The organism is Candidatus Accumulibacter sp. ACC005 (assembly GCF_907163215.1).
In the GTDB taxonomy this organism is placed as follows: Bacteria; Pseudomonadota; Gammaproteobacteria; order Burkholderiales; family Rhodocyclaceae; genus Accumulibacter; species Accumulibacter regalis.
This window is the reverse complement of the sequence record NZ_CAJQUB010000001.1, coordinates 212,823-233,797: the sequence shown is the minus strand read 5'-3', so window position 1 is coordinate 233,797 and position 20,975 is coordinate 212,823. Positions and strand designations below refer to the sequence as shown.

The following is a 20,975-nucleotide window of genomic DNA, read 5'->3' as shown; positions in this document are numbered from 1 at the left end:
ACGGAACGGTAACTCGCGTCGATGATGGCATAATCGTGCCCCATGGGGAGAACGATTCCGGGGGGAGCGGCCGCGTCACACGGCGCCGCTGCGTGTCGATGCTGAAAGCGCTGTTGCTGCTGCCGCTTCTCGGGGCCGGTCTGCTACTGCTGCTGCCGAGTCGCAAGGTCGACCTGCTGCGCCATGTGGCGAGCATCGTCGCCGCGGCGACGATGGTCTGCGCCGGCGTCCTGCTGCTCGATTTCGACCCCGCCAGCGCCGCTATTCAGTTCTTCGAGACGCGCCCGTGGAACCCGCGCGTCGGGTCGAGCCTGGCGCTCGGCGTCGACGGGATTTCGCTGCCGATGCTGCTGCTGGCAACGATCTTGTGCTTCGTCGCGATTGTCACATCCACCGCCGTGCGCAACGGCGCAAAGCTTTACTTCTCGCTGATCCTGGGCCTCGAGACGTCGATGCTGGTCGTTTTTGCCGCGCGCGACTGGTCGCTGTTCTACGTCTTCTGGGAACTGACGCTGATTCCCCTGTTCTTCCTCATCGACCGCCTGGGCGGCGCCAACCGCCACCGGGCGGCGCTCAACTTCGTCCTGTATACCCTCGGCGGCTCGGTGTTCATGCTGATTGCGCTGCTGCTGCTCTACGACGTCGCCCCCGGGCACAGCTTCGCGATGGACGACATGGCCGCCGGCAGCGCGCAACTGCCGCAGAAAACGCAAATTCTCGTCTTCCTCGGGCTCTTGCTCGGGTTCGGCGTCAAGATGCCGATCGTTCCGCTGCACGGCTGGCTACCGCTGGCGCACGTCGAGGCACCGAGCCCGATCTCGGTCCTGCTCTCCGGGATCCTGCTCAAGATGGGCGCCTACGGGTTGATCCGCGCTGCCTGGACGCTACCGGGAGCGGTGCTCGCGCTGCAGGACTGGCTGGCCCTGCTGGCGCTCGTCAGCCTGATCTACGGCGCGGTCCTCGCCTGGCGGCAGACCGATCTCAAGGCAATGATCGCCTACTCGTCGATCTCGCACATGGGCGTCGTGCTGCTCGGCATCGCCGCGCTCAACGAGGCCGGGCTGAACGGCGCGATGACGCAGATGGTTGCGCACGGGCTGGCGGCGGGGCTGCTGTTCATGCTCATCGGCCTGCTCTACGAGCGCACGCACCGGCGCGACCTCGCCGCCTACGGTTCGCTCAACCGGACGGCACCACGCTTCGCGGCGTTCATCGTCCTCACCCTGCTGGCGTCGGTCGGCCTGCCGGGGAGCGCCGGCTTCATCGCCGAGCTGCAGGTGCTGATCGGCGCCTACGGCCGCTGGGGCGGCTGGCTGGCAATTCTGTCGATCGGCGTGCTGATCTCGGCCGCCTACGCCCTGCGCGCCATTCGCCGCCTGTCGACCGGTCCGGAACGGCCCTTCGCCGGGGCTGCGCCGGGCGTCGCAACCTTTGCCGACCTCAACCGCAGCGAAACGGCGACCGCCGGCGTACTGAGCGCGGCCATCGTCATCATCGGCTTCTACCCGGCACCGCTGCTCGGCCTGATGTCCTCGTCGGTCGCCCGACTGGCGCAGCAGTTCGCAGGCTGACCGCGTGATGACTACGACTACGGCCGCCGATCCCCAGGTGACGACGATTGACCCGCTGACGCGCATCAGGACCTGCCTGGCACATCTCGAACACCTGTTGCCGGCGCAGGCCCCGCTGCGCGACTTCGTCCATCACAACACCCTGCACGCCTTTCAGCATCTGCCCTTCGCCGAAGCATTCAGCGCAGCTTCACGCCTGACCGGCGGCAACACCTGGCTCGACGAGGAGCGCTGCCGCCAGCTCTACCGACAGGGACGGGTGACCGCGAGCGACCTCGACGCCGCCCTGCGCCAACTGCCGGCAGCGCGCGCCGATGAAATTCTTCTCGCCATCGGCGCGCGCGAGCTGCGCTGCGGCGAGGTCCTGCAGGCGGCGCTACGGCATGCGCCGGGCAGGCTGTCGGCAGCGCAGATACGCTGGCAGGTGGAGGAAAAGGCCGCGTTCGCGCGCTGGCAGATCGATCTCGACCCGGCTGCGCGGCAGGCCCTGCTCGCCGCCGCCAGCGTTGAAGTCTTCGACGAAGCGGCGGCGGTGGCCGATCTCTGGGCCGCGGCACGTGCCCTGCAGGCATCGTCGGCGGCTTCTCCGCCGGTCGCCAGCGAGGCGACGGACGAATGGCCGAAGTGGCCCGGCGCGAAGAACGAGAGTCCGTCGCCCGAAGCCGCCGCGTCGCTCTGGCAGGAACTGATTGCAGGCCTGGGCGAGCGCTGGACGCTGCTCGCCCTGCTCGCCCACCTGAGCGGCGAAGATGCGCGCGCAGTCCTGCAGGCCAGCCTGATTCGCCATCTCGGTGCGCACCTCGACCAGGGCCTTGCCGGGTGGCGGAACGCCGCGCTCGCGCAGGGCTTCCTTGCCGCGTGGCGGCTGAGCGCCGCCAGCGACTGGACCTGGGAGCTCGACGAGTTCGTCGGCGCACGGCAGGACATCGCGCAGCTGCCCGACGACCCGCTGTCGGTCATCATTGGCGAACTCGTGCGCCTCGGTGTCGATGCAGCCAACTGGGCCGCCTACCTGCGGCGCCTGGTGCTCGAACTGCCGGGCTGGGCCGGCATGTGCTGCTGGCGCGAAGCACACCCGCGCGCCGGCGAAGCGCCGGTCTCGCTGGCTGATTTCGTCGCCGTTCGCCTGGTTCTTGAACGCCTGTACGCCGAGCAGTTGATGGGCAGGATCTGGAGCCTGCCGCTCAGTGTCGCCGAACTGGGCCGCTACTTCGTCGCCCATCCCGACGAGCTGTCGGTGCGCCATGCTTTCGGCCGGCAGGAGCTGAGCGAAGACCTGCTAGAAGCGGTGGCCCCCTGTCTGGCGTCGCCGTCGGCCAGCACGCTCGGCGACTGGCAGGAATTGTCCACGCTCCTTGCCAGGCCTGGCGGGTCCGCCGCGGCTGCAGCGCTAGACGCCGCGCCTTCACACGACGAGCGGACGGCACTGGCCGCCTGGCCGCTTTTCGTCCTCGCCCAGGGCCTCGGCCTGGGCGGGCGACAACTGCGCGAGATCGCTGCAGCAGGCGCGCAGGCCTTGCTCGACTGCGCCGCTTCCCTGAGCCGCGACCAGCGCGGCGAGGTCTGGCTGCTGGCCTACGAACGCCACTATCGGCAACAGGTTCTCGCCGCGCTGGCCGCCAATCACGGCCGCGCAGCGGCGCTCGCCGGCAGGGCGGAAGCGCAGTTCGTCTTCTGCATGGACGACCGCGAGGAAGGTTCGCGCCGCCACCTGGAAGAAGTCAATCCGGCTTTCGAAACCTTCGGCGCCGCCGGCTTCTTTGGCGTGCCGATGCTCTGGCAGGGCCTCGACGACGAGGCGCCGACGGCCTTGTGCCCGATCGTCGTGCGGCCGACGAACGCCATCCGCGAAGAAGTGCCGAACGGCGGCGAAGGCGCACTGGAAAAGCACCAGCGGCGTCGCCGCCTGCGCCTCGCCTGGCGCGAGCGCCTGCATCAGGGCAGCCGGCGTGGCTGGCTGCAAGCGGCGCTGCTGACCGCCGCCGCCGGCCCTGTGGCCTTGCTCGCCCTGCTCGCCAGAACACTCGCGCCGGGGCGCTTCGGCGCGTTTCTCGCCCGCCGCCGCGACGCCTTCGACCAGCCCCTGGCGGGTACGCTGCACCTGACGGCCGAAGCCAGCGAGGCCACTCGCGCCGCCAACGCCGAGGAACCTCGTCTCGGCTTCAGCGAGGAAGAACAGGTCGCGCGCGTCGGCGGCTTCCTGCGCAGCATCGGTCTGACCCAGCATTTCGCGCCACTGGTGCTGATCGTCGGCCACGGATCCGACAGTCGCAACAACTCGCATCTGGCGGCCTACGACTGCGGCGCGTGCTCCGGCCGACACGGGGGGCCGAATGCGCGCGTCTTTGCCGCGCTGGCCAACCGCCCGGCGATTCGCACCCGCCTCGCCGAACAGGGCCTGCACATCCCGGAAACAACCCACTTCGTCGGAGCCGAGCACAATACCTGCGACGAGAGCTACCTCTGGTACGACCTCGAACGTCTGCCGGCCAGCCACCAGGACGCTTTCGCGGCCATGCGCCGCGATTGCGCGCAAGCGACCAGCCTGCACGCCGTCGAACGCTGCCGCCGCTTTGCCTCGGCGCCGCGCGCGCCGTCGCCCGCTCAGGCGCGGCGACATCTCGCCGACCGCTGCCAGGATATCGCGCAGGCGCGACCGGAACTCGGGCATGCGACCGTCGCCACGGCGTTCATCGGGCGCCGGACGATGAGCCGCCGCGCCTTTTTCGACCGCCGCGTCTTCCTCATCTCCTACGATCCGCTACCCGACGTAGACGGCCGCATCCTCGAAGCGACACTGCTCGCCGCCGGCCCGGTCGGCGCCGGCATCAATCTCGAGTACTACTTCTCGACGGTGGACAACGAAGGCTTCGGCTGCGGCAGCAAGGTGATGCACAACCTGGCCGGCCTGTTTGCCGTCATGCAGGGCACCGCTTCGGACCTGCGTACCGGCCTACCGTTGCAGATGATCGAAATCCACGAACCGATGCGGCTGCTGGTCGTCGTCGAGCAAAGCACCGAACTGCTCACCGCGATCTACCAGCGGCAGGCGCCGCTGCAGGAGCTGATCGGCAACGGCTGGGTCGTTCTGGCCGCCAAGCACCCGCAGACGGGAGCGATTCACCTGTTCGATCCGGCCAGCGGTTGGCAGGCATGGCAGGCTGACGGAGGCGATGAAGCGGCCCCGCGAATCGCCGAAGTCGAGCGCTCGCTCGACTGCTTCGCCGGCCGCCGTGAAGCACTGCCGCCCGCCCTGCTGCGGCAGCCACTGGAGGCGGCATGAACGCGCTCGCAACCCAGCTCGGCGAAGCGACACCTCTGGTCTGGCTGGTGCCGCTGTTGCCGCTACTGGCTGCGGCGGCGATCGCCATGCGCATGCTCTTCTGCCGCGAGCACGGCGACCGGCAAGAACCGTTCACCGCCGGTCTGGCCAGCGCAGCCGCGCTCGGCGCGCTGTTTCTGCTCCTGCTCTTCGACCTCGCGGCGCTGGTCAACGGCGTGCCGGAAACCCTGCGCGCCGGCGAATGGCTGGCCATCGGCCTGACGCCGGTCGGACTGTCGTTAGCGCTCGACGCTTACAGCCTGCCGGCAGCGACGCTGGTGACGCTGATCGCCTGCATCGCGCTGCGTTTCTCGGCGACCTATCTGCACCGCGAGAACGGCTTCCAGCGCTTCTTCCTCGGCATGTGCCTGTTTCTCGCCGGCATGCTGCTGATCGTCCTTTCCGGCAACGCGGTGCTCGCCTTCGTCGGCTGGGAGCTGGCGGGAATCAGCTCTTGGCTGCTCATCGCCTACGCCTGGGAGCGACCGGTGGCGACCGGCAACGCGGTCTTCGTCTTCGTCGCCAACCGCGTCGGCGATGGCGGTTTCCTGCTCGGTATCGGCCTCGCCGTGTGGTCGGTGGGTAGCGTCGAGTGGGCCGGGCTGGCCGGCGACGGCACGCTGAGCGCGCTCAGTGCGCGTCTGCTGGCGTCCGGTTTCGTGCTCGCGGCGCTGGTCAAGTCGGCACAGCTGCCGTTCACACCGTGGATCGCGCGCGCCCTCGAAGGGCCCACGCCGTCGTCGGCGGTGTTCTATGGCTCGCTGATGGTGCACGCCGGCGTCTTCCTGCTCTGTCGCCTGCAGGGATTGCTGCTGCAGGTGCCCGACATGATGGCGCTGCTGGTCGTCGTCGGGGTGGCCACAGCCTTGTACGGAGGCCTCTGTGCGCTGGTGCAGAGTGACGTCAAGTCGGCGTTGATCTTCTCGACGGTGACCCAGGTCGGTCTGATGTTCATGCTCTGCGGCCTCGGCCTGTTCGCGCTGGCCGCTGTCTACTCGGGTCTGCACGCCACCTGGCGGGCCTACCAGTTCCTGCTCGCACCGACCTACATGCATCTGGTCCGGCGCCCCGCACGCCCGGTGCCGCGCTGGCTGGCCCGGCAACGCTGGCTGTACACGGCGGCGCTGCAGCGCTTCTGGATCGAGCCGCTGGCGAGCACCCTGCTGACACGGCCGACGCTGGCGCTGGGCCGGGACGTGCGCGCGCTCGACGAGCAGGTCATCGACCCGCTGCTGGGCACGCCGCGCGGCGACCACGACGTCGCCGCAGGCGTCGCGGCCACGGACGCGCTGATTCGCGGCCACGGTTTCGCCGGTCGCGCCCTGTTCGCCTTTGCCGCATGGCTGCAGCGCATCGAGAACCGACTGCTGCTCAGCGGCGACGATGCGATGATGAAACCGCTGCGCCGTATCGGTCGCTACGCCGACGCCATCGAGTTGCTGCTCGAACAGCCGCGCTACCTGATGCTGATGGTGATGGCGACTCTGGTGGTGATTCTATGAACGAAGTGCACTGGGCGGCGCTGGCCGGCTACCCCCTGCTGGCGACGCTGCAACTGCTGCCGCTGCTCGGCGCCCTGTTCCTGCTGATCCTGCGCAAGGCTCGCCTGGCGGTGGCCATCGGCCGCCTGTTTGCGGTCGCCGAGCTGGTCGTGGCGCTCGAGCTCTACGCGCGCATCGAGGTCTCGGACAGCGTCATGCAGTTCGCCGAAAGACTCGACCTGCTCGCCTACCATGCCGCCGCCGACGGCATCAGCGTGCTCTTCGTCCTGCTTACCGCGCTGCTCGGCGTCCTGCTCGCCTTCTACGGCATGGCACGCCAGCAGGTCACGCCGGTGCATCTGCTCGGCGTCCTGCTGCTCATCGAGGCCTCGCTGATGACCATGCTGACGACGATGAACCTGCTCTGGTTTGCCGCCGCCTCGGCGCTGCAGCTGGGGCTGATCGGCTACCTGCTCTGGCGCTGGGCGTCGGCAAGCGAGGAGAAGCTGGCGCTGTCGCGCTTCCTGCAGTATCAGTTCTTCGGCTGGTGCCTGTTCGTCGCCGGCGCCGTCGTCCTTGTCTGGAGCCATGCCGATGCCAACACTCTGGTCGGCGGACGCTGGAGCTTCGATCTCTTCGACCTGCTGGCGACACCCCAGATCGGCAAGTACCAGTCGGCGGCCTTCTATCTGCTCTTCTACGGCCTGGCCATCCGCACGCCGCTCTTTCCTCTGCACGGCTGGTTGCCCAATTCGGCCGGCTACGGACTGATCGCCGTCGGCCCGGTGCTCCTGCTCGGCGTCAAAGTCGGCATCTACGGCATGGCCCGCTTTCTGCTGCCCCTGACCGCCGAGGCGGTGCTCGTCTGGCAACCGTACGTCGTCGCCTTCGCCATGGTCGGCGTCTTCTACGCCGCGGTGCTCGCTTTCCGGCAGGCGAATCTACGCCGGCTGATGGCCTTCGCCGTCGTCAGCCACACCAGCCTGATCGTCATCGGCCTATTCACCCTGCACCCGGCCGGTGTGCAGGGCGCGCTGCTGCTGGCGGTCAACTTCGGGCTGGCGATCACCGTCATGCTGTTGATGATCGGCTACGTCTACCGCCGTGCCGGGACCACCCGGCTCGATAGTCTCGGCGGCCTCTTCGACCGCGTTCCCTTCATCGCCATTGCCTTCCTGATCGGCGGCCTGGCGCTGCTCGGCATGCCGGGGACGCCGGGCTTCGACGCCGTGCACCTGGTCCTGGAAGCGTCGATCGAGACCTTCGGCGCGCTGCCGACGATCGCCACGGCACTGGGCAACGTCGCCGCCGCCGGCTTCCTGCTCTGGGCATTCCAGCGGGCGTTTCTGGCAGCGCGGCCGAAGGATCTGCCGGCGAGCAGAATCGCGCGCCCCCGCTTCATGGAGTACGCGGTCGGCGGCACCGCGCTGCTCGTTCTGCTGGTCGCCGGCTTCTATCCCGAGCCCTGGCTGCAACTGACCGATTCCGCGACGCAGGCGCTCGCCGCCTATTTCACCCATGACTGAGCTGGCTTCCTTTCCCCTCCTGAGCGCGCTGCTGGCGCTGCCGCTCGGCGGCGCGCTGGCGACGGCGCTGCTCCGGCGTGCGCCGTGGGCACAGTGGATCGCGCTGTCTGCTGCGCTGCTGACGCTGCTCGCGTCGCTGCTCGTCGTCGCGGCTTTCGATGGCCAGACGAGCGACTTCCAGCTGGTCGATTCGGCGAACTGGATCGTCGGGCTGAACGTCGGCTACCTGGTCGGCGTCGATGGAATTTCGCTCTTTTTCCTGCCCGCGACGGCGCTGCTTTTCTGCGGCGCGGTGCTCGCCGGCTGGCGCATTCGGGCCGCGGATGCAGCGCTTTCCCCCGGCCTGTACTTCGCCTTTCTGCTCCTGCTCGAGGCGGCGACGCTCGGCGTCTTCTGCGCGCTGGACACGATCCTGTTCTTCTTCTGCTGGGAGTTCACGCTCTTGCCGCTGTACTTCCTGACCAGCCTGTGGGGCGTTGGCAGCGGCCGGCAGGCCGCCGCCGTGCGCTATTTCCTGGTCATGCTGGCCAGCGGCGTGCCGCTGCTCTTCGGCCTGCTGGCGCTGAGCTTCGGCCATGCCGCGATCGCCGGCGCCCTGATGTTCGATCTGCCGACGCTGCTGGCAACGCCCCTGCCCGTTGCCGCGCAGTACGCAGTCTTCCTGCTCCTCTTCGTCGGCTTTGCCGCCAAGGTGCCGCTGGTGCCGCTGCACACCTGGCTGCCGGCGCTGGCCATGGGCGCGCCGGCAGCGGTGACGGCGCTGATCGTCGGCCTGAAGCTCGGCGCCTACGGCCTGATCCGCCTGGCCATTCCATTGGCGCCGATCGCCGCGCGCGATCTGCACTGGCTGCTCGCCGGGTGTGGAACGTTGGCCATCCTCTACGGCGGCGTGGCGGCCATGGCGCAGAGCAATCTGCGTGGCGTACTGGCCTATGCGAGCCTGTCGCACGTCGGACTGGTGGTCCTCGCGCTGGCGACTTTTTCGGCGTCGGCGCTGCAGGGCGCGCTCCTGCAATTGCTCAATTTCAGCGTCGCCGCCGGCGGCGGCTTTCTGGTCCTGGCCTTCCTGCAACGCCGCAGCGGCTCGACCGACATCGCGCAGCTGGGCGGCGTGATGCGCAGCATGCCGCTGCTCTCCGGCTTCTTCCTGCTCTTCGGCCTGGCCGGAATCGGTCTGCCGGGAACCAGCGGCTTCCCCGGCGAACTGCTGATCATCGTCGCCGCCCTGCACAGCCATACCGGCGCCGGCCTGGCGGCGCTGTTCGGAACGGTGCTCGCAGCCGCAGCTTTCCTGGCGCCGTTCCGGCGCGCCTTCCTCGGGCCGCTGCGCAACGTGGATATTGCAGCCGGGGAAGACCTGCTGGCGCGGGAGAAAGCCGTTCTGCTGATGCCCGCGCTGCTGATTCTGGCCGTCGGCGTCTATCCGATGCCGATTCTGGAACTGCTGCGGCCGACCGCCGAAGCCTGGGTGGCGGCGCTCGCCGGACTGTAGCCGCGAGACCTTAGCTCAGCGAACGCCGGCCGCGGACATCAAGCGCCGCCGCCATCGCCAGCATCAGCAGCAAGAGCGTCGACGGCTCGGGAATCGGTTCGCCGTAGATGAAGTCGTCCATCACCACCAGATCGGTTAGCGTGTTGCCCGGCGCGAGCACCTGGTTGCCGCTGGTGATGCGCGCTCGCGAAATGACGCTGCCCTCGCTGAAGCGAACGCCGAGGAAAGAGAATGTCTCGTTGCCCAGCGCCTGGGGAACGAAGAAATTCCCGAGCGACTGGTCGGTGGCGTCGAAGAACTCGATGGCGGTGGTGCCGGCCAGATCGACATCCGAGAAAACCACGCCGAAGCCGTTGGTCAGCGAGGCGTTCGCCGAGCCGGGGGTGAAGAAACGGACGTCGGTGATGTTGCTGCCGAGCGCGGTGAATAGCCTTTGTGCGCTGAAGGGTGCAAAGATATCCGGGTAGTTCGCGTCGATGTTGCCAAACTCGACCGGCGCCACGCCGGCGTTTGCGCTGACCTGCAAGCCTGTGCCCGGCGTCGACAGCTCGACCCCGCGCGGGCTGTTGGCGTTGAAGAAGTTGCCCGGCAGGTTGTTCGGCGCGGAAAAGGCGTTGGGCACGCCATCCCAGTTGATTTCGCGCCGCCCGCTACCGAAGGAGCCGACGACATTGGGATTCAGTGCGCCGAGCGAGGCACGAAAAGCGTCCACCGTGGCCTGGATCGCCGCCGCGTTGGGTCCTGCCGCCGACAAAACGACGGGTACGGCGTGCACGCCCGCTGCGGCGCACGCCAGCGCCGCGCCCAACACTATTCTTGATATTCTCATGGCTTCTCTCCTGCTGATAGGGGTCATTGAACCAACGGGACTGCGCGCGCCGACGACGGCTCGCAGAGGGAAGCAATATTCGTGCTAATGCGTCCCGTTCTCAACAAATCAATGCCTTGGCAGGGACCAATGGCCGCACCCACCGGCGAGTGTAAAGTTCGTCGACAGTCAGGCAGCGCGTTGGCACTGCTGACCACCCGGCAAGGCCGAAGGCGCTGCGCGCCTGAGCGCAGGGTGGTATGGTGTATCCCCTTTGTTGAGCAAGGCGTACGCAGAATGACGGAAGGCCACGGTTTCCTGTTCTCCGAAGACGCCTGTCGCGCGCACGCCGACCTGCTGCTGGGCAGCTACGAGCGTCTCACCGGCAAGCGGATTCCCGGCCTGGCGCCGACGGCGTCGCCGGCAAGGGCTCTTTTCGGCGCTTCGTTTGCGCTGGTTTCCCACGGCGTCGAGGAGGATCCGGTGTTCAACTATGCGAACCAGACCGCTCTTGACCTCTTCGAAATGACCTGGGAGCAGTTCACCGCCCTGCCGTCGCGCCTGTCCGCCGAGCCCGTGAACCGCGACGAGCGTGCGCGGCTGCTGGCGCGAGTGAGCAGTCACGGTTACATCGACGATTATTCCGGGGTGCGCATTTCGTCGTCGGGAAGGAGGTTCCTGATCGAGGACGCGGTCGTCTGGAACCTCGTCGATGGGCGTGGTGGCTACCATGGGCAGGCCGCGCTTTTCGACAAGTGGTCGTATCTGTAGCCGCTCCTTGGGGCGGCCGTTCGAGGCAACTTTCAGACCGGGAAGACCCATGTACATACCAAGGCACTTCGCAGTCAGCGACCGGGACGAGATGTTCGCATTCATCGAAGCGAACGCTTTTGGGCAGCTGATTTCCTCTGTCGCGGGGCGACCGTTTTCCACGCACATGCCCTTTCTCCTCAGCGCGGACAGGACAAGCTGCATCGGGCACCTGGCAAGGCAGAACCCGCAGCACGGGGAAATAGGCGGTCAACAGGTGCTGATCAGCCTGCAGGGGCCGCACGACTATGTCTCGCCGTCGTGGTATCGGTCGCCGGGCGTTCCGACCTGGAACTACCAGGCGGTGCACATCTACGGTCGATGCCGCGTGTTCACCGACCGCGAAAAACTCAAATCGCTCGTCGATGCGCTGACCGCGCGATACGAGTCAGCCTTCGCCAAACCGTGGCGGCCCGACTACAAGGCGTCGATGCTTGACGCCATCGTCGGCGTCGAAGTGACGGTGAGCGAAATCCAGGGCAAGTACAAGCTGAGCCAGAACCGCTCCGAAGAAGACCGGCTGCAGGTGATCGACGCGCTCGAGAAGCTTGGCTCGACCGATCTGGCGGCGGCAATGCGGCGCAACGAAGCGTAAGCGCAGACGACCGGCGGGCGATCAGAAAAGCGCTCGGAGCGCGACCACGGCGGCGACACCGATGGCCACGACCGCAATCATCGGCAGGCGGAGAAAGGCAGCGCCGACGGTAATCAGCGCGGCAATGGTTTCGGCCGGACCGGTAGCGAGCACGGTCGGCGCGATGACGGCCATCAGGACTGCCGGTGGCAGCGCGTCGAGAGCCGCCTTGAGCCGGCCTTTGACACTCACGCCGCGCATCAGGTAGAGGCCGCCGATGCGCGTGAGGTAGGTGGCAGCAGCCATGGCGACGATGGTCGCGACGGTGAGCAGATCGTCGCTCATGCCGCGTCCGCGTATGCGGCGGGTTTTTCGCCCGGATCCTGCCCATCGTCCTCGCCGTGCAGCAGCGCGGCGACCAGGACGCCTGCGCTGCCACCGATGACGATGTACCAGGCGCCCGGAATGACGAGCTTGGCAAGGGCTGCGGCAAGCGCGCTCATCGCCAGGACGGCGCCGGTGCGCGGGCCTCTCCAGAAGCCGGCGAGAATGGCGATGAACATGGCCGAGAAGGCAAAATCGAATCCATAGACCGCCGGGTCACCGAGCGAACGCCCGGCGATGGCGCCGGCCAGCGAGGCGGAGCTCCACACCAGCCACATCGGCAGCGCAACGCCGAAGTAGTAGGCCGGCCGCAGGGGCTCGGCGAGCACCTTGCGCTCGGCGAACGCCCAGCTTTCGTCGGTCATCAGGAACATCGCCAGCAGCCCGCCAGGGCCGGAAAAAGCGCCGAGGTGCCGCTGCAGCGAGGCGCCCATCAGCAAATGGCGGACATTGACGATGAAAGTGGTGACCACGATCAGCAGGAGCGGCACCGGATCGCGCCACATATCGACGGCGACGAACTGTGCGGCACCGGCGAAAACCGTGGCACTGGTCAGCCAGGCCTCGAAGGGCGTGAAGCCTTTGCCGGCGGCGAGCGTTCCCCACAACAGGCCGATCGGAACTGCCGCGGCGAGAACCGGAAGGATGTCGAAGACGCCGCGACGAAAATCGGCGCTGCGCGAAGGCGAACTCATTTGCTGCTCCGTAAAGTCGGGACCGCGCGTGCAGGCGGGTGGCGGTGCCGCCGCGTCGTGCCACTGCCTCGTGCCACTTGGGCAGCCGGCAGGCGCGTGCGCCAGAAGCGTCGCGTCAGGGCTTGCCTTCTCTGCCGGCCGCGGCGCGCGCGAACTCGTTCAGCATCTGACCCGTCGCCCAGAGCATCAGCGCGACGCCGGCGACGACGGTGATCAGCGCCGCCGGGGTGCTGGTCGGGAAGTTGGGGATGAACAGCGTCTGGCCTCTGGCCAGCCACATCGCGCCGCTCGAGAAGACGACGATGCCGGCGGCGTCGAGCAACGCAAAAAGGACGACGCGCAGCGTGACGGGGGGGCGTTTGCGGCTGAACATCGCCGCCTACTTGACGCGCATGCCGGCTTGCGCACCCGCATCGGGCGAAAGCAGGAAGATGCCGGGGGTCTGGCCATCGGCGTCGGACGCCGCAAGGACCATGCCTTCGGAGAGGCCGAACTTCATCTTGCGTGGCGCCAGGTTGGCAACCATCACCGTCATTCGGCCGACCAGATCCGCCGGCTGGTAAGCGGCCTTGATGCCGGCGAAGACCTGCCGCGTACCGAGCGGGCCGATGTCGAGAACGAGGCGAACGAGTTTGTCGGCGCCTTCCACCTGCGTCGCCTCGACGATGCGCGCAATACGCAGGTCGACGTTGAGGAACTGGTCGATACTGAGGTGCGCTCCTGCGTCGGGAGCGACGGCGGCTTGCGCGACGGCCAGCGCAGCCGCCTTCTCCTGCTGCTCGGCGTGCCTTTGCGGCGCCGGCGGCGGCGCGGCGATGAGCGAGTCGCGGTTGGCTTCGACCAGCGCATCGACCTGTTTCTTCTCGACCCGGGTCAGCAGGTGCCGGTAGGCGTTGATCGCGTGGCCGGCGGCGAGCACGCTGTCGCCGTCGTCCCAGACCAGGGGGGCGACGTTGAGAAAGGCCTCGACCTTGACAGCGAGCGCCGGCAGCACCGGCTTGAGCAGAATGGCGAGCAGACGAAAGAGGTTCAGGGCGTTGGTGCATGCGGCCTGCAGCTCGTTTTCGCGGCCTTCCTGGCGCGCCAGCTCCCACGGCTTGACACTGTCGACGTACTGATTGGCGACGTCGGTGAGGGCCATGATCTCGCGGATCGCCTTGCTGAACTCGCGCGCCTCGTAGTGATCGGCGATCACGCCGCGGCGGGCGCGAATGGCCTCGATCGCCGGCAGCGATTCGTCGCAGGGGCAGAGCTGACCGGCGAAGCGCTTGACGATGAAGCCCGCGGCACGGCTGGCGATGTTGACGAACTTGCCGACCAGGTCGGCATTGACGCGGGCGATGAAGTCGTCGAGGTTGAGGTCGATATCCTCCATCGAGCTCGACAGCTTGGCGGCGTAGTAGTAGCGCAGCCACTCGGGGTCGAGACCCTGCGCCAGGTAGCTCTCGGCGGTGATGAAGGTGCCGCGCGACTTCGACATCTTGGCCCCATCGACGGTCAGGAAACCGTGCGCGAAGACCTTGGTCGGCGTCCGGTAACCGGCGTGCTGCAGCTCGGCCGGCCAGAACAGGGCATGGAAGTAGAGGATGTCCTTGCCGATGAAGTGATAGAGCTCGGCGGTCGATTCCGGCCCCCAGTAGGCGTCGAAGTCGAGGCCCTGGCGAGCGCAGAGATTCTTGAACGCACCCATGTAGCCGATCGGCGCGTCGAGCCAGACGTAGAAATACTTGCCCGGCGCGTCGGGGATCTCGAAGCCGAAGTACGGCGCTTCGCGCGAGATGTCCCAGTCGGTGAGCTTGTTCTCGCCGACGTCGCCCAGCCACTCCTGCAGCTTGTTGGCCGCCTCGTTCTGCAGCCGCCCCTCGCCCTGCGTCCAGCGGCGCAGAAAGCCCTGGCAGCGGCGATCGGAGAGCTTGAAGAAATAGTGCTCCGACTGTCTCAGTTCGGGCTTGGCGCCGGAGACGGCCGAATAGGGGTTCTTCAGCTCGTTCGCCGTGTACGCGGCGCCGCAGTTCTCGCAGTTGTCGCCATACTGGTCTGGCGTGCCGCACTTCGGGCATTCGCCCTTGATGTAGCGATCGGGCAGGAACATCTGCTTGAGCGGGTCGTAATACTGCTCGATGACCCGCGTTTCGATCAGGTCGGCGGCGCGCAGCCGTGCATAAAGTTCGTTGGCGCAGGAGCGGGTCTCTTCCGAGTGCGTCGTGTAGTAGTTGTCGAAACCGACGTGAAAGCCCGCGAAGTCGCGCGTGTGTTCGCCATGGACGCGTTCGATCAGCGCCTCCGGCGTGATCCCCTCGGCCTCGGCGCGCAACATGATCGGCGTGCCATGCGTGTCGTCGGCACAGACATACCAGCACTCATGGCCGCGCATCTTCTGGAAGCGCACCCAGATGTCGGTCTGGATGTACTCGACCAGATGACCGAGGTGAATGGCGCCATTGGCATACGGCAGGGCGGAGGTAACGAGGATCTGGCGGGTCATTGGGCGGGTGGCCGGCGGGGCAAAGCGGCATTCTATCAAAGGGTGCCCCGGCCAGGCGGGAAAGGGCTGGAAAGGAGATTTGCGACGACCCTCGGGCAGCGCAGGCATCGGCCAGGTGCGTGTGCCTGGCCGGCGTTCAGGTCACCGCCACGGGCTCGCTGTGCTTGCTGCAACCCTGGTCAGCGGCGAGCGTCATCAGCAGTCGGCGCACGGTCGGTTCGTCGCAATCAACAAGCGCCTTGCGCAACTGTTGAAGCTGCTCGCTCAGGGAGTCCGCATCCAGAGACGGTTCATTGGCTTTCATGATCTTGGGATGGGCGGTGTTGACCGCGTTAGTGCTGGAAATCAGCAGCTCTTCGTAGAGCTTCTCACCGGGGCGCAGACCGACGATCGCGATTTCGATGTCGCCCTGGGGGTTGGCCTCGTCGCAAACGGTATAACCCGCGAGGCGGATCATGTTGCGCGCCAGGTCGAGGATGCGTACCGGCTCGCCCATGTCGAGCAGGAAAATTTCGCCGCCGCTGGCGAGACTCCCGGTTTGGATCACCAGTTGCACCGCTTCGTGGATGGACATGAAGTAACGGGTCACTTCCGCGTCGGTCACCGTTACCGGACCGCCTTGCGCGATCTGCTCCTTGAACAGCGGGATGACCGACCCGGACGAACCGAGGACGTTGCCGAAGCGTACGGCGCAGAATCGCTGGCCGGTAGCGCGAGCGGCAGCTTGACGGGCACAGCCCTGGACGACAAGCTCTGCCCAACGCTTGCTTGCTCCCATGATGTTGGTCGGGCGCACCGCCTTGTCGGTGGAAATCAGGACGAAGGTTTCGACGCCCGCGTCGAACGCGGCATTGGCCAGGGTCAGGGTGCCGAGGACGTTGTTGCGCGCACCTTCCAGGACGTTGGCCTCGACCATCGGCACGTGCTTGTACGCGGCGGCGTGGTAGACGGTGGCGATCCGGTGCTCGGCCAGGAGACGCGACACCAGGCCGGCGTCACCGACCGAGCCGAGACAGGGCACCAGTTCGCAGCCGAGGACCGATTGCAGCAAGCGGTGGATCTGGTACAGCGCGTGCTCGCTCGCGTCGAGCAGGACCAGGCTGCCGGGCTGCAACGCGGCGATCTGCCGGCACAGCTCCGAACCGATCGATCCGCCGGCGCCGGTGACCAGCACCGCCTTGCCGGTGATGCAGCACCCGAGCAGCGTCGGGTCAGCCGCCACCGAGTCGCGACCGAGGAGGTCGCCGACGTCCACCTCGCGAACCATGTTCACCAGGTGCCTGCCGTTGGCAATGTCGGTCAGCGCCGGCAGGATGCGCACGCGTACCGGGTACTGTTTGAGAAAAGCCACCACCTCGCGCCGGCGAGCGCTCGAGGCCGACGGCAAGGTTACGATGACGTCATGGATATCGAAGCGCTCGAGGAGCGTCGGCAGATGCTCCGGTGGATAGACGCGCAAGCCGCCGACATCCTTGCCGTGAAGGTTCGGGTCATCGTCGAGAAAGCCTGCCGGGAAGAGCTCACGTCCGCGCCGTAGCGACTCGGCCAGCTGTCTTCCAGCGTCCCCGGCACCGTAAATCAACACCTGCTTGCCGGAAAATCGACTGCGGACCGGAAACCAGAGAAGCCAGCGCGCGCCGAAACGCGAACCGGCCACCAGCGCGAAGCCGATCAGCCAGTAAAGAAAAGGCACCGCCCGGGGGACACCTTCCAGGCCGGTCATTTGAGTCATGAAGGCCAGAACGGCCCACAACAGGGCGGCGAGTGACATGCCTTTGAGCACCGACCACAACGCCTGCTCGCCGAGATAGCGAATCACCGAGCGATAGAGGCCCAAGCGCAGGAAGATCGGCACGGCCAGCACCGGTGCAACTGCCATCAACAGCATTTGCGACCAGTTGGGCAGATACCACTCTCCGAGGCGCACGGAGTACGCCGCCCAGACGGCAAAAACCAACAATACGGCATCCGTGACCAGCATCAACATCTGTTTGATGGGACGCGTCATAACGACCAAATAGTTGGGAATCCGCTCGCGAAGAAATCTGTGAATCAACTTGCCTCCTGGTTGCCGGCCGCCCATCGGCTCAACGCAAAGCCTACCGCTCGCGCGTACGCAGGCAATATCGCGCGCAAACTGCTTCCACGGACAGTGCGACTCTCAGATGAAAATCTGCCATGATAGCGTAAGGCTTATCGGCTGTACGTGCGCCGATACCACTTGGCGGTCTCCCGCAAGCCCTCCTGCATGGAGAAAGGCGGCGACCAACCTAGGTCCCGGTGAATCAGGCGGCTGTCAACCCGCATTGAGCCGAGCACGCGGTCGACGGTTGCTCCTTTACCGATCACCCTGCCAGCAAGGCGCAAGCACTTTTCGGAAACGGACCACAGTCGTGCTGGTCGTTCAAGGGCGCTAGCAATCCGCCGAACCAGTTCTGGTGTGGTCACGCACTGATTGTCGGAAAGCAGAAACGTCTTGTTCTTGGCAGCCGGATGCACCACGGCGGTAAGGATTGCATCGACTAAATTTCCGAGATAGAGCAAGTCCCGGTGATTGCGAACACCGCCGAAGGGCAGCGGCCAGCCCCGATCCACCAAAGTCATCAGGCGCAGGAAATTGGCCCGAACGCCAGGTCCGTAAATCAGCGGGGGGCGAAGCACCACGACCTCAAGCCCGGTATCTTTGGCCGCAGCCCACAAGCCTAACTCTCCCTCCCACTTGGAAATGGCATAGGCGTCGGATGGACTGGCTGGCGACGCTTCGTTATAAGGGTCAGTGCTGCTTTTCAGCTGTCCTTCGCCGCAGACCTTGATGCTGCTGACAAACAAGAGGCGCTTCACACCGGAGGCAAGCGCCCGGCGTGCGAGAGCGAGCGTACCTTCAGTGTTGATCGCACGATAGGCAGCTAGGCGATCACATGCCGTGTCGTGCATGATATGGGCCCGCCCTGCCAAGTGGACTACCGCGTCGGCGCCTTCGGTCGCTTTCTCCCAAGCAGTGTGAGAACCGATGTCGCCGACGACACACCGCGTGCCACCGGTAACCACCGATGCCGGGGACCTCACCGCGGCGACGACTTCGTGTTGCCCCTCCTGGACGAGCTGCCGGCATAGTGCCTGGCCAACGAATCCGCTCGCGCCGGTTACCAGTATCTTCAAAGCCGCGCCTTCAGTGTTGTGTGTCGCGAAAGGTCTTGCCTTCTTGGCTCATCAATCCTTCCTCGATAGGTGGATCATCCACCTATCGAGGTGTCCACGGAAATTAGACCACGTCAACCACTACACTCATCGTTGCCCCTCTGTTGCCGGCAACCGCCCCCAATGCCGAACGAAGTAGCGCACCATGCTAGCCTGGTGCCAGGCCAGATGCCGGAACTGGCGGTGGCTGGCACGTTGCGCCGCATGCACCGCGGTGGCCTGCGGGCAGAGCAAGATCTTCCGTCCCGAGCGCCACAGGCGAACGCACAGATCGACATCCTCGTAATAGAGAAAGTACTTCTCGTCGAAGCCGCCGAGCGCCGCATAGTCCGCCGAAGAAAAGAGCATGAACATCCCTGCCACCCACTCCGGATGGAAAGGGGGGTCACCCTTTGCATACCAATAGCGCCCATCCGCCACGCCCAGAGACTTTGCAAGGAGACCAACAAAGCCGGGAAAATACCGGGCACTGTCTTCGATCTCTCCTGTCGGGTTCGTTACCGCCGGAGCGCACATGGCGGCCCCGTCCTTTAAGCACGCGAGAAGCGCCGGAAAAGGGTTGTCTGAAAAACGCACGTCCGGGTTCAGAACGCAGTAATGCGACGTTTCGCAGTGGGCAAATGCGGCATTGTGGTTGGCGCCAAAGCCCTTCGGTTTCGCGTTGCGCAGCACGACGGTACGGTCGGACAGCGAAGCCGGAACCGCGGGCCCCTGTTCCGGCACGTTGATCGTCAGAACCACTCGCGTCACCTCCGAGCAGCGGGCCAGGTCGCGCATCAGGTCATCGACCATGGAGCCATGACCATGGCTGACGACGGAAAGGGTGATCAAAGCCTTCCTCCCACGGCGGATACGACCGCCTTCCTGTATTCGTCGAGGACCTGTTTGGCATTGATCTCCGCGTCAAAATGCGTGCGCGCCAGTTGCGCGGCATTACGACCCAGTTCCACCCGTTTACCCGGGTTGGCGTAGAGCGCCAGGATCGCTTCCGCCAGTTGGTACGGTTCGCGAGGACGCACGGCCAAGCCCGTGACGCCATCGACGATGGTATCGCTCATAGGCTTCGTGACTGCCGCGATGCTCGGCACGCCGTAGAACGCTGCCTCGAATATCGGACGCCCCGGGGCATCGAAATGACTCGGAAAGCAAACCACGTCGAATTGACGGTATACCTCGTCGAGGTTGGTTGTGAACGGCCAGAACTCGACGGCATCCGTGAGCGACAGGGCTTCGACCTGTGCTTTGAGCTCCTGCTCGATCTCCTGCGACAGTCCGAGCTGCCGCAATACGAAATCTCTCAGGGGCGAATGGCGCCGCATGCTCTGCCCGACGAAAACAAAGCGAATATCGGCCCCCTGTGCCCTGCACAGGGCGGCCGCTTCGACTAACTCCAGGCAACCCTTAGCACGAGACAGCCCGCCCACCATGCCGACCGTGAACGTTGAATCCCTCGGCGCGCCATTCGACGGTGCGCCCACGGCAACGCGAAGACCGTTGTGGATCACCACCGCGTTCAAAGGTGGATCGAGGCTAGCCTTGACCGTTTCGTCGATGGCGATCAGGCGTGCGGCATTGTTTCGCAACACCCAAGAAACCAGCCGTCCGCGCCAGCCCCGTAGCGGCTGCTGCACGGAGCGGACATGCACGATCACCGGGCAGCCGAAAATGCGCCGCGCCAGCCAAATCGCGGGCAGCAGCGTGACATCGTTGACATGCACCAGATCGAACTCGCCCCATTTCCGCTTTGCGGCCAGCAGGCAGCACAGGGTCGAGGGAAGGTAGGCCAGCTCCCGCAAAAGAACAAGCGAACGCCAGCCCCGATAATGGCCATAGCGCGTATTGTCGAACTGCGACACACCGTCGCAGCCCCGCACCTCCACGCCCGCGGCTGCCAGGATTTCCTGGAACTGCCCCCTCCGCGTCAGCACCCGGGGCTGCACGGCACCCGCGGGAAAACTTTGGATCAACTCGAGCAGGCTTCTCGATGCGCCGCCGAACGGCGCGGCGTGGTGCACGTAGAGCGCCCTCATCACCTTCTCCTCCCAGAGTACGTTAGCCACCGCTTGACGGTATTCCGGCCGTACGCCGCCTTGCCTGAAATCTCCGACAGGGATACGCCGTTGCGATAAAACAACCGCCGTATTCTTCCCGGCTCTTTCATGGTGATCATCTCCAAAATCGCTGCTCCATATATGAACCGGTGACTTAACTGTGTATTCCACGCAATCTGGACACTGATTCCACGGCAAACTGGACAGCCATTCCACGTGAATCTGGACAGTCGGAGCGTAGCGACGCGGGGTTGAAAGGTTTGACTCTGCGGCTCGTATTGTGGTCAAGTTGTTGGCCCAAAAAGGCAACCGTTGGCCGTTACCGCGTAACGGATTCTTTGGCCAATCGAAGGCGCTTTTCGTAGTAGCCCGTCTCTCCATTGCGCACCCGCGCCGCGCGGTCTAAAGCGGCGCGCTCCGCCCCACGAATCAGGTCTTCAATGACCTCACGTTGCGTTGCGTTACTGCGTAACACGCTGCCAGGCGCTCCAAGGCACGCTTGGCGTGAAGGTTAAACGTGTGCTTTCGGCAGCGCTGCAAACCCCCCGCAACCCCACGCACACCGCGGCAACGCGGGG

The 20,975-nt window shown here is 65.9% G+C and carries 16 protein-coding genes; 7 read left to right on the top strand and 9 right to left on the bottom strand.

All coding sequences use genetic code 11. The features are described from left to right. Positions 1-98 precede the first annotated feature (98 nt). Genes QZ613_RS01100 through QZ613_RS01080 form a run of 5 tightly spaced genes read left to right on the top strand, consistent with a single transcriptional unit; the run spans position 99 to position 9,392 of the window. Entirely contained in the window at positions 99-1,571 is a 1,473-nt protein-coding gene (locus QZ613_RS01100; RefSeq protein ID WP_043565299.1) for an NADH-quinone oxidoreductase subunit M, read from the top strand. Between the two features lie 7 nt (positions 1,572-1,578). Next, entirely contained in the window at positions 1,579-4,854 is a 3,276-nt protein-coding gene (locus QZ613_RS01095) for a DUF2309 domain-containing protein (RefSeq protein WP_043565300.1), read from the top strand. Continuing rightward, positions 4,851-6,395, top strand: a complete 1,545-nt coding sequence (locus tag QZ613_RS01090) for a proton-conducting transporter membrane subunit (protein WP_043565301.1) — start codon at positions 4,851-4,853, stop codon at positions 6,393-6,395. The genes QZ613_RS01095 and QZ613_RS01090 overlap by 4 nt, the downstream gene beginning before the upstream one ends. Then, the gene (locus QZ613_RS01085; protein ID WP_043565302.1) at positions 6,392-7,900 is read left to right on the top strand and encodes an NADH-quinone oxidoreductase subunit M; all 1,509 of its coding nucleotides are present in this window, start codon (positions 6,392-6,394) and stop codon (positions 7,898-7,900) included. Before QZ613_RS01090 ends, QZ613_RS01085 begins: the two co-directional genes overlap by 4 nt. After that, entirely contained in the window at positions 7,893-9,392 is a 1,500-nt protein-coding gene (locus tag QZ613_RS01080) for an NADH-quinone oxidoreductase subunit M (RefSeq protein ID WP_043565303.1), read from the top strand. Before QZ613_RS01085 ends, QZ613_RS01080 begins: the two co-directional genes overlap by 8 nt. Before the next feature lie 10 nt (positions 9,393-9,402). Here QZ613_RS01080 and QZ613_RS01075 read toward each other — a convergent pair whose 3' ends face one another. Continuing rightward, positions 9,403-10,221 (bottom strand): PEP-CTERM sorting domain-containing protein, encoded by an 819-nt coding sequence (locus tag QZ613_RS01075; RefSeq protein ID WP_043565305.1) that lies wholly within the window; start codon positions 10,219-10,221, stop codon positions 9,403-9,405. Positions 10,222-10,497: 276 nt separating this feature from the next. Between QZ613_RS01075 and QZ613_RS01070 the strand changes: the two genes are divergently transcribed. Both QZ613_RS01070 and QZ613_RS01065 read left to right on the top strand, forming a co-directional pair. Beyond that, a complete protein-coding gene (locus tag QZ613_RS01070; protein ID WP_043565306.1) occupies positions 10,498-10,971 on the top strand; it encodes an MEKHLA domain-containing protein in 474 nt (157 codons plus the stop codon). Between the two features lie 49 nt (positions 10,972-11,020). Further along, complete coding sequence (locus QZ613_RS01065) at positions 11,021-11,605, top strand: FMN-binding negative transcriptional regulator (RefSeq protein ID WP_043565307.1); 585 nt, start codon at positions 11,021-11,023, stop codon at positions 11,603-11,605. Between the two features lie 21 nt (positions 11,606-11,626). On the opposite strand, the gene QZ613_RS01060 is transcribed toward QZ613_RS01065, so the two are convergent. From QZ613_RS01060 to QZ613_RS01025, 8 genes are all read right to left on the bottom strand, one after another. Further along, positions 11,627-11,929 carry an AzlD domain-containing protein gene (locus QZ613_RS01060; RefSeq protein WP_043565308.1) on the bottom strand — a complete coding sequence of 101 codons (303 nt, stop codon included), beginning with the start codon at positions 11,927-11,929 and terminating at the stop codon, positions 11,627-11,629. Beyond that, the gene (locus QZ613_RS01055) at positions 11,926-12,663 is read right to left on the bottom strand and encodes an AzlC family ABC transporter permease (protein ID WP_043565309.1); all 738 of its coding nucleotides are present in this window, start codon (positions 12,661-12,663) and stop codon (positions 11,926-11,928) included. The genes QZ613_RS01060 and QZ613_RS01055 overlap by 4 nt, the downstream gene beginning before the upstream one ends. Positions 12,664-12,778: 115 nt before the next feature. After that, on the bottom strand, positions 12,779-13,036 hold the full coding sequence (locus QZ613_RS01050) for a hypothetical protein (protein WP_043565310.1): 258 nt from the start codon (positions 13,034-13,036) through the stop codon (positions 12,779-12,781). A 6-nt stretch (positions 13,037-13,042) separates the two neighbouring features. Next, complete coding sequence (gene metG / locus QZ613_RS01045; RefSeq protein ID WP_043565311.1) at positions 13,043-15,148, bottom strand: methionine--tRNA ligase; 2,106 nt, start codon at positions 15,146-15,148, stop codon at positions 13,043-13,045. Positions 15,149-15,284: 136 nt separating this feature from the next. Further along, positions 15,285-17,129 carry a nucleoside-diphosphate sugar epimerase/dehydratase gene (locus tag QZ613_RS01040; RefSeq protein ID WP_291863445.1) on the bottom strand — a complete coding sequence of 615 codons (1,845 nt, stop codon included), beginning with the start codon at positions 17,127-17,129 and terminating at the stop codon, positions 15,285-15,287. 212 nt (positions 17,130-17,341) lie between these two features. After that, on the bottom strand, positions 17,342-18,307 hold the full coding sequence (locus QZ613_RS01035) for an SDR family oxidoreductase (protein WP_043565313.1): 966 nt from the start codon (positions 18,305-18,307) through the stop codon (positions 17,342-17,344). A gap of 126 nt (positions 18,308-18,433) precedes the next feature. Continuing rightward, the gene (locus QZ613_RS01030; protein ID WP_291863448.1) at positions 18,434-19,177 is read right to left on the bottom strand and encodes a glycosyltransferase family 2 protein; all 744 of its coding nucleotides are present in this window, start codon (positions 19,175-19,177) and stop codon (positions 18,434-18,436) included. Next, complete coding sequence (locus tag QZ613_RS01025; RefSeq protein ID WP_043565315.1) at positions 19,174-20,376, bottom strand: glycosyltransferase family 4 protein; 1,203 nt, start codon at positions 20,374-20,376, stop codon at positions 19,174-19,176. Before QZ613_RS01025 ends, QZ613_RS01030 begins: the two co-directional genes overlap by 4 nt. Positions 20,377-20,975 lie beyond the last annotated feature (599 nt).